At 47.2% G+C, this 12,998-nt stretch carries 11 protein-coding genes; 4 read left to right on the forward strand and 7 right to left on the reverse strand.

Annotated elements, in window-relative coordinates:
• Positions 1-39 precede the first annotated feature (39 nt).
• Complete coding sequence (locus tag SK3146_RS11240) at positions 40-819, reverse strand: nuclear transport factor 2 family protein (RefSeq protein WP_249865159.1); 780 nt, start codon at positions 817-819, stop codon at positions 40-42.
• A 190-nt stretch (positions 820-1,009) separates the two neighbouring features.
• On the opposite strand from SK3146_RS11240, the gene SK3146_RS11245 reads away from it, so the two are divergent.
• A complete protein-coding gene (locus tag SK3146_RS11245) occupies positions 1,010-1,624 on the forward strand; it encodes a TetR/AcrR family transcriptional regulator (RefSeq protein WP_249865160.1) in 615 nt (204 codons plus the stop codon).
• Between the two features lie 205 nt (positions 1,625-1,829).
• Here SK3146_RS11245 and SK3146_RS11250 read toward each other — a convergent pair whose 3' ends face one another.
• The 5 genes from SK3146_RS11250 to SK3146_RS11270 all read right to left on the reverse strand — a co-directional run bounded on the left by SK3146_RS11250 (position 1,830) and on the right by SK3146_RS11270 (position 7,556).
• A complete protein-coding gene (locus tag SK3146_RS11250; protein ID WP_249865161.1) occupies positions 1,830-2,237 on the reverse strand; it encodes a cupin domain-containing protein in 408 nt (135 codons plus the stop codon).
• 26 nt (positions 2,238-2,263) lie between these two features.
• The gene (locus SK3146_RS11255) at positions 2,264-3,127 is read right to left on the reverse strand and encodes an aldo/keto reductase (RefSeq protein ID WP_249865162.1); all 864 of its coding nucleotides are present in this window, start codon (positions 3,125-3,127) and stop codon (positions 2,264-2,266) included.
• Between the two features lie 88 nt (positions 3,128-3,215).
• Positions 3,216-3,968: a carboxymuconolactone decarboxylase family protein gene (locus SK3146_RS11260; RefSeq protein WP_249865163.1), complete on the reverse strand. Its 753-nt coding sequence runs from the start codon at positions 3,966-3,968 to the stop codon at positions 3,216-3,218.
• A gap of 259 nt (positions 3,969-4,227) precedes the next feature.
• A complete protein-coding gene (locus SK3146_RS11265; RefSeq protein WP_249865164.1) occupies positions 4,228-5,397 on the reverse strand; it encodes an MFS transporter in 1,170 nt (389 codons plus the stop codon).
• 620 nt (positions 5,398-6,017) lie between these two features.
• On the reverse strand, positions 6,018-7,556 hold the full coding sequence (locus SK3146_RS11270; RefSeq protein ID WP_249865165.1) for a glycine betaine uptake BCCT transporter: 1,539 nt from the start codon (positions 7,554-7,556) through the stop codon (positions 6,018-6,020).
• Between the two features lie 285 nt (positions 7,557-7,841).
• Here SK3146_RS11270 and SK3146_RS11275 point away from each other — a divergent pair, with 285 nt between their 5' ends.
• Positions 7,842-9,104, forward strand: a complete 1,263-nt coding sequence (locus tag SK3146_RS11275) for a mechanosensitive ion channel family protein (protein WP_249865166.1) — start codon at positions 7,842-7,844, stop codon at positions 9,102-9,104.
• Between the two features lie 160 nt (positions 9,105-9,264).
• On the opposite strand, the gene SK3146_RS11280 is transcribed toward SK3146_RS11275, so the two are convergent.
• Positions 9,265-10,239, reverse strand: coding sequence for an aldo/keto reductase (locus SK3146_RS11280; RefSeq protein WP_249865167.1), 975 nt, complete (start codon positions 10,237-10,239; stop codon positions 9,265-9,267).
• A 313-nt stretch (positions 10,240-10,552) separates the two neighbouring features.
• On the opposite strand from SK3146_RS11280, the gene SK3146_RS11285 reads away from it, so the two are divergent.
• Complete coding sequence (locus SK3146_RS11285; protein ID WP_249865168.1) at positions 10,553-11,908, forward strand: cytochrome ubiquinol oxidase subunit I; 1,356 nt, start codon at positions 10,553-10,555, stop codon at positions 11,906-11,908.
• On the forward strand, positions 11,905-12,924 hold the full coding sequence (locus tag SK3146_RS11290) for a cytochrome d ubiquinol oxidase subunit II (RefSeq protein WP_249865169.1): 1,020 nt from the start codon (positions 11,905-11,907) through the stop codon (positions 12,922-12,924). The genes SK3146_RS11285 and SK3146_RS11290 overlap by 4 nt, the downstream gene beginning before the upstream one ends.
• Positions 12,925-12,998: the final 74 nt, after the last annotated feature.

Here is a 12,998-nt window from a genome sequence, read left to right on the forward strand (position 1 = left end):
ATTCGGCGATGTCTTTCTTGCGATTGAGTTTACGCAAGCTCAAAACCTACTGTTCGAATTTTTCCGTTTTTCTGCCGGCAGTATGCTCTCGATTACGTCCCAATGCTCAGCGATCTTTCCATCCTCTACGCGGAACAAATCGTAGAAAGCAGTATGTTGACCATCAAATTGACCTTCACTCAGGATAAGAACAAAATCGCCTTGCCCGATGACTTGATGGACTTGAGTATATTGAAACTCAATATTTTTCTCCTTCAGAGCCTGCAAAGCAGCGTGAAGACCAGAAAGGCCGTCTGCAATATGAGGACTATGCTGAATGTAGGTATCCCCATCAAAGTAAGAGGCAAGCAGGTCAGGCTTCTTCCCGAGCAAAATGTTCTCAACATAGCTTTTGACCAATACTTTGTTGGCCTCCGTCTTGTCAATATCCTTAATTGTGACCGGTCCGTCAATCATCGTATGATTGCTCGGTGTCCTTCCCTCCATCTTTTGCAAATTGTCCCAGTGCTCTACGATGAGTCCATTCTCAAAACGAAAGATATCAATAGCGATTTTAGGGCCGTGAAAATCATATACAGAATGAAGAGCCACATAATCTCCGTCGACTAAAGTACGCTTAATGCTTACCTTTGTACCCGTTTCCTTTAAATGATCAAGCGCACCAAGCATGGCTTCACGACCATCGGGTAAGGCCTGGTTGTGCTGAATATATTGATCTGGATGAACGTAAGCCGTAATCGCTTCGGGGCTGCCGCTCTCAAAACTTTCCAGCACGGCGACCGCCTTACGTACAAGCTCATTTTGATGGTTGAATGTCATTGGAATATCCTCCTTAGAGTTTTTTAGTCATTAGATAAATAATGAACAATATGTTGTTTATTTATCTGCCACTCATTATAATGGAGGGGAATGCAACGCTCAATATTCAATATGTTTAGTTTTGAAGGATAACAGACAAATCATAAAGCTTTGTCGCTTAACGACCAAATTTAGGTGGGAAACAAAAACGATGAACAAGAAAACCGACCTTAGAATAGTGCGCACGAAACAATCGATTCGAAAGGCTTTTTATGAGCTTATTCAGGAAAAAGGATATGAAGCGATAACGATCCAGGATATTGCCGATCGGGCCATGATCAACCGAAATACTTTTTATCTTCACTACCAAAACAAGCCCGACTTATTGGATATATGTATGAATGAACTGTTGAGCGAACTAAAGGATGCAGTCGTTCTTTGTCCCATCAGCATGAATCCTTTCAGTATTTCTATGCTCGAGACAGTCATGCAAGCTGTACTGGAACATATTTCATTAAATATAACCTTTTACCATTCCATGTTAATTGAAGAGAACAGAATCTATCAGTTTCAAGCGAAAATGGAGACTATCGTTAAAGATAAATTAATTGAGGGGTGGAACCCTGCTCAGGGAAACTCGACTTTAGCGATATCCAAAGAATTGCTGCTCGAATACCTCGGATCGTCTTTCATGGGAATTGTAATTTGGTGGATTAAAAACAATAAACCCCTTCCTGCAGATGAAGTTTCCTATCAATTTAGCAGAATCGTTGCCTACGGGCATTTAAGAGCTGCCGGCATCGCCGTCGAGGATGAAAAGAAATAGAAATATAGCTACTCAATACCAATTAGAACAAATCCCCCAAAAGTGACGTGATGCTCTGAAGCTTATTCCTATTACTTTCGGGGAGCCCCCGGATATTCACAGGAAATAGCTGCGCATCATTTCCTAAACAACAAAAAAATACCGTAAGATGTTTAAACCATCTTACGGTACGAACAATTACTCCCATTTGTACGACATTCCGAGCTTAAAGCTTGTTATATTCCTCGTCTGTTACGGGTTCCAGCCATTCCGGTTTGCCTGCCGTGATTGCGATGTGTTCAAACCAGCTGTCCTTTGCAGCACCGTGCCAATGTTTGACTCCATCATGGGTGACAATAACATCGCCGGCTTTTAAAAATTGAGCAGGCTTGCCTTCTTCTTGATACCAGCCTTCGCCGCCGGTTACTAATAAAAGTTGAAATCCATCGCGATGAATATGCCAATTATTTCTGCATCCCGGTTCAAAGGTCACATTCCCGACGCCAACATTCACTTTAGGATCGGCAATTAATGTTTTCAGATAACTTTGCCCGACAAAATATTGCGCAAATGCTTCATTTTTTTCGCCCGCTGGGAAAATGACGCCATTTTTTACTTCTTCATGCTTTGCCATTTTTACGCCTCCAATAAATATCTGATTTACTTTAATTTCCCGCCAAATACCGGAAAGAAGCTGTGCTCGCCATAATTCTGGATGTGCTCTACCTTCTTCAAAGTCTCCATATCCGCATCGCTGATCACAAAATCAAGCTCCGCATTGATTCTCATATGATCTGGATTTGCCGTCTTAGGAATGACTACAAGACCAAGCTGGATATCATAACGCAGGCAAAGCTGGGCAACAGATACGCCGTACTTATCGGCTATTACCTTAACCTCAGCATGATCAAGGACTGCGCCGTGTGCAATGGGCGAATAGGCTTCTACCAGGATGTCATTCTTCCGGCAGAACTCAATGAGCTCCAACGGAGTATTGCTCACATGCGCCAAAATCTGATTTACCATAGGCTTGATCTCACAGCTTGCCAAAATATTCTCTATATCATCCTGAAGGAAGTTAGAAAGGCCGATTGCCTTTACTTTGCCTGCCATATAAGCATCCTCCATCGCTTTCCATACTTCCTTGTTTTCCTCGAAGTAACGGTTCTCCTCACGGAACTCCTTCCAAGGCTGCGGGCTGTGGATAATCAGAAGGTCAATGTAATCGAGTTCCATTTTTGCTAAAGACTCATTAATGGACTGCGTAACGGCTTCATAGGTCTTTAATTCTGCAGCAACCTTTGTCGTGATGAAAAGCTCTTCTCTTGCGATACCGCAAGAACGGATTCCTTCGCCTATACCGGCTTCATTCATATAAGCCTGAGCCGTATCAATATGGCGATATCCGATAGATACCGCATCGCGCAATGCCTGTGCCGCCTGTTCATTGTCAAGCAGCCAGGTGCCAAGACCTAATTGGGGAATCTCTACGCCATTCGATAATTTGTAAGTTTCGTTAAACATGCTTTTGTCTCCTTTGCATTGTTATATTTTTGTAATAGGTCGTCCTTTATACATGGGTTTCCTATTTCTTCGTCATCCGACAGTTCAACTACTCCGGAATGATTTCATTGACGCAGGCTAAAGCGTTTAATGTTCTCGGAAAGCCCATATAAGGAAGACAATGAGTGAGGGCTGAGATCATGGTTTCCTTGTCATTGCCCACATTCAGGTTACCCTGTACATGTGCCTTCACTTGACCTTCTGCGCCGCCAAGGCTGCTTACAATACAGAGAGTCAACAGCTCTCGCGTCTTTAAATCAAGACCGCCGCGGGTATAGAAATCGCCGAAGCAGAAGGCGGAAAGGTAATCTTGAATATGCTTTTGGTTGGACGGGGCATTCTCCCGCATTTTTGCAATGACATCCCCGAAAATCTCCACCTGCACGGCAAGCCCTTTGTCTAAACGATTATCTTCGTCCACCTGCTTCTGGCTTTCAAGCGGCAAGGTAATATTTCTGGCTTTGAAAACTTCATTGACCTCATTAATGGCGTTTAACGTTTTGGGGAAACCAAGGTATGGCGCACACTGGTAAACGGCTTCTTTGATTTCCACCGGTGTGAGTCCGACATTCAGCGCGGCAAGAGTATGAGCTTTGAGCTGCGGCAAGGTTTGATTGGTTGCAAGCACCACGAGAGTAATAAGCTCGCGCTGTTTGTTATCCAGACTGCCCTGATAAAAAACTTCCCCAAAAATGAAGCGGCTCAGGATGTCCTGAAAATCAGGATCGGCAGCATAGGCCGCCGGCACTCCATCGCCGAAGAGTTGTTTGTACGTTTCTCGGCTCTTTTCAATTCGATTCATAGTTAAGCCTCCTGCTTGTTTTTTGGCGGCTGAATGAGACCCATGCAGCTATGCTAAGCCGCAGGATGGAGCCGTACATGCTCAGCATAATCCCGGAGACTTCCGGAGCCAGCGCAACGAGATTATCCAATCGAATCCGCTTCCTTGCTCCATGTCCGGTTGCTGAATTCGCGGCCGCGCAACACAACCTTGTTAGTATAAACCTCAACGAACAAGCCTTGCGCAGCATCTTTCCTTACATTCTCGTACTTGGTATTCATCACGAGACCGATTGTTGAGCAGGGGTAAGCATGTAATGTCTTAGTAAAATGATGGCCGTGCTTAATATTAACGAAAGTAATCCCGCGATTACGACGTATTGCGTACCCATCGCTGAAATAAATAGCCCGCCTACGGCCGTACCCAAGGTTGTCCCTACATTAGCTGATGTTAAAAACAAGCCGTTAGCGAAATCAGGCGCTTCCGGAGCTGCGGACATCATTAAATATTGATTGATATTGCCTCCAATACCCGCTACGATCCCCCAGATTAAAGTCATGACGGCGACCGGGACGCTAAGCTTTCCAAAGAAGAACAACATGATGTACACGGCTCCCAATACAAATGGAAGAGCTGCGACGGATCTGACAGCATGGTTCGTAAGCAGCCTGCCTGCGACCACATTACCGATAATATTGGCTCCACCGTACATGAATAACATGAAACTGATCGAATTTGAATACATATTTGTCACTGTTTTCAAATACTCCGCAAGATAACTATAAACTCCAAAAACGGATGAATTCAATAAAATGACGGCCGCTATGGAAACCCAAGTGATTGCTTTTTTTAATACGGACAGTTGAGCCCCATAAGACTGCCTGCCCTTTACAGGCATAGAGGGTATAAATAGCAATGTAGCCAAGAATACAAGGATATTGACAACAGCAAAGAATATCATTGCCACTTCTAAAGAAGCCGCACTGGCAAGAAAACTGGCGATGGGTACACCGATGACCATGCCGGCCGATACGCCAATAAAAACTTTGGAAACTGCTTTAGGAGCTTCTTCCTCGCTGACCGAGTCGGCAGCTACGGTTAACGCCAATGAACAATATACGGGATGAAAAAAGGCCGGTATGACGCGAGCAATTAAGGCAACGGCAAAGTTTGACGCAAAAATGGAAACCACGTTTCCAACTACGAAAACGCCAAGTACGAGTAGCATGACCTTCTTCCGGTTGATTCCCGAAAACAATAACGGCATGGTTGGACCAGACACGGCTACAGCTATGGCAAACAGACTCACCAGCCACCCCGCCCGGGAGATACTTACGTTATAGTGTTCCGCAATGGAAGGCAATATCCCGATCACCCCCATCTCGGTATTTAAAATACCGAAAACGCCGACAGACAATATAAAAATAAGCAAATGGTTTCGCTTTTGCAAACTTACAGCTCCCTCTTCGGGTAATTATGAATCCTGTTTCAAGTTTCAAGATATGCCTATTTTTTGAAGGTGAGCCAAGTAAGCATCGGATACTTGCTCGCGGGATGTCTTCGTGTTGCAAACTTAATGTGTGCCCTAATGTAAAGTGTTCCTCCATGGTGACTCTGCCGCACATCCAAGCGTTCGCCTCATAATGCTCATGAATTTTTTCGTATATATCTGTGAAATCGGCGTCTCGCTCTACTTTCAAAAAATTCCCGGCGATTTTCCCCATCCAATGAAGTTGCCATGTGGCAAACAATATAGGGCCTCTCCATACTTGCAGCTCCTTTGCGCAATAATGTATTTCTTATCAAGCACCGGCTTCATGTAAATGAACATTGATTGTTTAATCAACTCACGATTATAATTCTAAACAGAATCCCAATGCTTGCAATAATCAATTACCCACGATGTGTGGATTAATCAACAATAAATCCATAATTGCCGATTATCTAACAAATAGCGAACTGCACCCTAATTGTTAGACACAAGCTAACAATTGGGGTGCAGTTTTTCGGCCATAACAATAGCACAAACGCTGGCGCAAACAGAATGGGAAATCTCTAAACCATCAGCCGTTATTCTGTCTGTTGTGCTTCTTTTGTTACCAGGCGCTCTACTGCTCTACGAAACTCCAGTTCCCTCTTCTTGCTTTTTCGCAATTCTTCTCTAAGTGATCTCATTAAAGAAACACACATCAGTGCCATAATAATGGAAAACGGAAGCGCGGTAACAATCGAAGCCGTTTGCAATGCATTAAGCCCTTGGCTCAGCAGCAGGACGAGGGCGATCGCCGATTGTGTTAGCCCCCATGTAATTTTAATTTTCCTAGACGGGTCCAGACTTCCGTTGGAAGAGAACATGCCCAACACATAGGTCGCTGAATCTGCCGAGGTGACAAAGAATGTAATAATGAGCAGAAGCGAAAGCATTGCAAGCATTTTACCGAAGGGCAAGTGGCTTAAAGCAGTAAATAAAGCGGCGGTCATATCCTTACTCACAGCTTCCGACAGCTGGATTCCCTCCATGATCTGCTCGTGCAAACCTGTTCCTCCGAATACCGAAAACCAGACGAAGCTGAAGAGACTCGGTATGAAAAGAACGCCCAGTACAAATTCCTTGATCGTTCTTCCTTTCGAAACTCTTGCAATGAACATACCGACAAAAGGCGCCCAGGCAATCCACCACGCCCAGTAGAACAGCGTCCAATTGCTAACCCATGTCCCTTGAGTGAATGGCGTAAGCCTCAAGCTCATTTGAATTAAATTTTGCAAATAGCCGCCTACGGTTAGCGTAAAGGTATCCAGCAGAAATGATGTAGGTCCAAGAATGAATGTACATACCAGAAGCCCCAGCGCTAGAATCAGGTTAGCGTTACTCAGCAGCTTTATTCCTTTATCCAGTCCGGTAGTGGCAGAGAGCAAATATAGCAAAGTCAACACAATCAATATGACGATTTGGACACTGACATGATTCGAGATGCCTAATATAAATTGAAATCCTCCATTAATTTGCAGCGTTCCAAGCCCGAGTGAAGTGGCTACGCCAAAGGAAGTAGCAATAATAGCCAGTATATCGATTAATTTTCCTAACGTCCCATTAACTCTCTCCCCAATTAGCGGGAATAAAGTTTGGCTTATGAGACCCGAACGTTTTTTTCTAAATTGAAAATAAGCAAGAGTCACTCCCACAACCGAATAGATGGCCCAAGGATGAAGTCCCCAATGAAAAAACGCGTATTGCATAGCGAGCCTTGCCGACTCAACAGACTGACTTTCCGCACCTTGCGGCGGTGTCGTATAATGGGAAAGCGGCTCGGCTACGCCCCAGAAGACCAGCCCGATTCCCATTCCAGCGCTGAACAGCATGGCGAACCAGCTCAGATCGGAAAATTCCGGTTCATCCTCATCATGGCCCAACCGAATCTGTCCATATTTGCTAAAGGCCAAGTAAACTACAAAGATTAAAAAACCGAAGGTCACAAATAAATAAAACCATCCGAAGTTGCTTGTTGTAAAAGCCAGAAATTGATCTGCCTGTTTGACCAAACCTTCCGGATTCATCATGCCCCATAATACGAACGCGGCAATGATAAGGATAGAGACGATAAAAACCATAGTATCCTCCGTTAAAGAAGCTTCGCGCTTGTTTCGTTACATTTTTTCCTGCGGTCTTCCGAAATATTCAAGCAAAAGCAACATATCCCTCAGCTAAAACGACATTATGTTGTTATTCGCAGACATTATTCCTGCGGTTAGGAGGCCAAGCTTAACTGAATAAAGCTTCTGCAGTGTCAGGCTTGTAATCATTGACGGGTTTGGACCGTTCAGGTAAGATAGTAGGTAATAAACTCCCACTTGTGCGTATTACAAGGGGGACTTTTTATTTTTCAGGAGGCGATTATGGAATATATTACAAAGTTACTTGAGAGTATGGGTTTCCATGGAGCTGCAACTGTTTATCTTGCCGATGCAATATTGATCGCTGGGATCGCTTTGCTTTGTATCTTTGCCAATTATGTTACGAAGGGAATTGTACTGAAGCTTGTTACTGCGTATATACGAAACCACAGTCGGACGACTTGGAATCATTACATTCTAGATCATAAAATCATTCAGAGGCTCTCTCATCTTGTACCGGCCATCATTATTTACTATTTCTCTTTTTCGTTCCCGCTCTATACGTACTTAATCGCGAAGGGCGTCTTCGTCTATATGATCATCGTGATGATTTTCGTGCTGGATGCGCTGCTGAATGCCATCAACGATATCTATATTACCTATGAAATATCCAAGACCCGGCCCATTCGCGGCTATATACAGGTCGTTAAGATCTTTTTATTTACGATCGGCGGCATTCTGGTCATCTCCAATTTAATCGGTCAAAGTCCGCTGATTTTGCTGAGCGGCATCGGCGCTTTATCGGCTGTTCTGCTGTTAATTTTCAAGGATTCCTTGTTGGGGCTGGTTGCCGGCGTCCAGTTGACGGCCAATGACATGGTGCGGGTTGGCGATTGGATCGAGATGACTAAGTACGGGGCTGACGGTGACGTGATTGATATTTCCTTAAATACCGTCAAGGTACAAAACTGGGATAAAACCATTACTACGATTCCGACGTACGCCCTAATCTCGGACTCGTTCAAAAATTGGCGGGGCATGCAAAACTCCGGCGGCCGCCGGATTAAACGCGCAGTTTATATCGATGTAAGCAGCATAGCTTTCTGCACACCGGAAATGATTGAGAAGTTTAGAAAAATTCATTTTCTGAATGAGTACATTGCTCGTAAAGAAGCAGAAATCGAGCAATACAACCAGGAAAACGGTATTGATCGTTCCGTAAGAGTGAATGGCCGTGCGATGACGAATATAGGCGTATTCCGGGCATATATCCAGAGCTATATAGAGCACCACCCCAACATCCATGAGGGAATGACTCGTATGATCCGGCAGTTGGCTCCAGAGGAGACAGGAATCCCTTTGGAAGTTTACGCTTTTACCAATGACATCAACTGGGCTGTATATGAGGGCATACAATCTGATATTTTCGATCATATTCTTGCGGTCGCGCCGGATTTTGGTCTACGGATCTTCCAGAACCCGACCGGCCATGATTTGAAAAGCATGGTACAGGATGAATCCGAAAAAATGCTGTTACGAGGATAGCCTATCTGAACGTATCGTTATTGAGACATAGATGATGCCAAAAGAGCCGTTCGAGCTTATACATAAACGAACGGCTCTTGCTTTATTCTTCCGGCGACATTCCCAATGAGTGATGGCGGCGATCATGGTTTCACAGGCGCATCACCTTCCTTAGGCGGAATTATGAATGCCCGACGACTCGGTGCGGTACATACGGTTCCTCCAAAAACGCAATCTCTTCAGATGTTAATTTAATGGAAAAGGCAGCTTCCGCATCCTCGAGATGAGAAATCTTCGTAGCCCCGACGATGGGGGCGGTTACCGGTTCTTTGTGCAACAGCCACGCCAGTGCGATGTGAACACGGCGAACGCCATGTTTTTCCGCAAGAACCGCGACGCGGTCGACCACCAATTGATCCACGTCCGCTGCGGCATCGTATTTTTGTTTTGCAATTTGATCGGTATCGGCCCGATGCGTAGATGCTTCCCGCGCCAATCTTCCTCCTGCGAGCGGGCTATACGGAATGACCCCGATTTTTTCTTCCTTGCAGAGCGGCAGCATCTCCCGCTCCTCTTCGCGGTAAATGAGGTTTAAGTGATTTTGCATAGATACAAATCGAGTCCAGCCGTTTTTCTCGGCTATATGCAACGCCTTTTGGAACTGCCATGCCCACATGGCGGAAGCGCCGATGTATCGTGCCTTACCAGCCTTGACTACATCGTGAAGCGCCTCCATCGTCTCTTCGATGGGCGTGTTATAATCCCAACGATGAATTTGATACAAATCGACATAGTCGGTTTTCAATCTCTTAAGGCTCTTATCGATTTCGCTCATGATCGCTTTGCGGGAAAGGCCGGCGCCGTTGGGCCCATGATGCATCCGTCCATGTATTTTAGTGGCGATAACAACTTCATCGCGGTTTGCATAATCCCTGAGTACGTTTCCAACGATCTCTTCGCTCGTTCCCTCAGCGTAGACGTTTGCTGTATCAAAAAAATTAATTCCAAGCTCCAGTGCCTTTTTTATGATTGGGCGAGCGCGCTCCTCATCGAGCACCCAACGATGATGCCCCTTCTCCGCGTCGCCGAAGCCCATACAACCAAGACAAATCCGGGACACATCCAAACCGGTATTCCCAAGTTTCGTATAATCCATTTCGTTGTTCCTCCCTTATTTGCTTAAATAAAAATCAAATGGGCGATTTTATGAACGCTGCTTGTTTTATCAACTCACGTTTTAGTCTAAACAGAATCAACATGCTTGCAATAATCAATTCCTCGCGATGTGTGGATTAATCAACAAACGATCAATAATTGTCGATTATTTCGGTAAGATCATCATTTTGTAACGATAAGTTCACCTCCGTTTCACAGATTATGTGAATTAAATCACAATGATCATTTATACTAACGTCAAGGGAATAGGTAAACAATAAAACCATATCCTACCTTATAAGGAGTTGATGATCATGATGACCTACGACCCGGTGGTGTACAGCCGCATTTTAACGGGGCTCACGCTCGGATTTCACATTATTTTCGCTACGATCGGGGTCGGCGTTCCCGTAATGATCGCCATTGCCGAGTTTCTCGGGATCAAGCTGAAGGACCCTTATTACACTTTGCTTGCGCGGCGCTGGGCGCGAGGCTTCGTGATTACCGTCGCCGTCGGGGTCGTGACCGGCACCTCGATCGGTCTGCAGCTTAATTTGCTGTGGCCGAGCTTTATGCAAATCGCCGGTCAAGCTATCGCGCTGCCGCTGTTTCTGGAGACGTTCGCCTTTTTCTTCGAAGCGATCTTTCTCGGCATTTATTTGTATACGTGGGACCGGTTCCGTAATCCCTGGACTCATTTCTCCCTTGCACTTCCCGTCATCATCGGCTCTTCGGCATCGGCTTTTTTCATTACCGTGGTGAACGCCTTTATGAATACGCCGCAAGGCTTCAAGCTGTCGGGGCGTACGATCGTCGATATCGACCCGCTCGTCGCCATGTTCAACCCGGCTACGCCGACGAAGACGGCGCATGTGCTCTCTTCCGCCTACATGACGAGCGCCTTCGTGCTGGCGGCGGCGGCCGCCGTATCGCTGCTCGCCGGAAGGAAGCATATCTACTACCGGAAAGCGCTGAAGCTGACGATGCTCGCCGGGCTCATCTTCTCGCTGCTGACCGCCTTCATCGGCGATCTGTCCGGCAAATTCCTCGCCGAATACCAGCCGGAGAAGCTGGCCGCGGCCGAATGGCATTTTGAGACGACCGCCCGGGCCTCTCTCGTCGTCGGCGGCGTATTGACCGAGAACCAGGAAGTCCGCTACGGACTCAAGCTGCCGTATGCGCTCAGCATCCTCGCGTTCGGCAAGCCGAACGCCGTCGTAACGGGACTGAACGATATACCGGCCGACGAGCGTCCGCCGCTGTATATCCACTACTTGTTCGACGTTATGGTCGTCATCGGCAGCCTGCTGATCGTGCTCTGTATCGGCTATATTCTATTCTCCCGCAAGGCGCGGGCGGCTAAGGGGCAGGCGCTGCCCCGCTGGCTGCTGCGCTGCATCGCGGCATCGGGACCGCTCGCCATGCTCGCTATCGAATGCGGCTGGATCTTCGCCGAAGCCGGACGTCAGCCGTGGATTCTCCGCGGCTATATGAGAACGGAGCATGGAGCGACGACGGCCGCTCATGTGGACTGGATGCTGCTCTTGTTCTCGCTGCTGTACATGCTGCTGGCCGTAACCGTCTGGGCCGTGCTGCGCAAGCTGTTCCGCACCAACACAGCCGAACAGGAAATGATCAGCCGCGGCATCGAAGGAGGCGAACCGAGATGAATATCGAGCTCATCGGCATTACGGTTCTATGGCTATTTCTATACGGGTACCTGATCGTCGCATCCATCGATTTCGGGGCCGGTTTCTTCAGCTATTACAGCATGATCACCGGACGGAAGCATCTCGTTCACGGCATCATCGAACGCTACTTGTCGCCGGTCTGGGAAGTGACGAACGTCTTTCTTATTTTCTTTATGGTCGGCATGGTCGGATTTTTCCCGGACACCGCCTATTACCTCGGAACCGGCCTGCTCATTCCGGGGAGCATAGCGATCGTTCTGCTCGCTATCCGCGGCTCCTACTACGCCTTCAGCACATACGGAGCGAAGGACAACCCGGTCTACCTGCTGCTGTACGGCAGCAGCGGTCTATTCATCCCGGCCTCGCTGTCCATCGTGCTGACGATCTCGGAGGGCGGCTATATCGAGGAACGGGGCGGTCAGGTCGTCCTACAATACGGCAGGCTGTTCACAAGCCCGTATGCCTGGTCCGTCGTTATTTTATCGCTGGTCAGCATTCTGTTCATCTCCGCCTCCTTCCTGACCTACTATGCGGACAAAGCGAAGGATTACAAGGCGATGGAGGTGCTGCGCGGCTTCGCCATCGGCTGGAGCGCGCCGACCATTCTGGCCAGTCTGCTCGTCTTTTTCTCGATCCATGCCCACAGCCCGTGGCATTTCGAGAGAATGATGGAGCTGGCCTGGATGTTCGCTCTCTCCCTCCTCTGCTTCCTGGTCGCAACGTATTTGATCTGGCAGCGCAAGCGGCTGGGCGTCGCCTTCATTATGGTCATGCTGCAGTTCGCCTTCGCCTTCTTCGGCTATGGCGCGGCTCATCTGCCCTATATCTTGTATCCGCTCGTCACAATCCATGCCAGCGTCACAAGCCCTACGATGGGCGTCGCGCTCATTATCGCGTTTATCGCCGGCTTGCTGCTGCTCATCCCTTCGCTGTATCTGCTGATGCGCTTGTTCCTGTTCAGCGCTTCTTATGTGCAGGGTAAGAACGGGAAATAGTTATCGGGGCGGGAGGTTGCGGGGGACCAGCAAAAAACAAACCGGAGTCGGACAAGGAAATCCTTCGTCTGCCT

This window comes from Paenibacillus konkukensis, assembly GCF_023523925.1.
Classification (GTDB): Bacteria; Bacillota; Bacilli; order Paenibacillales; family NBRC-103111; genus Paenibacillus_S; species Paenibacillus_S doosanensis.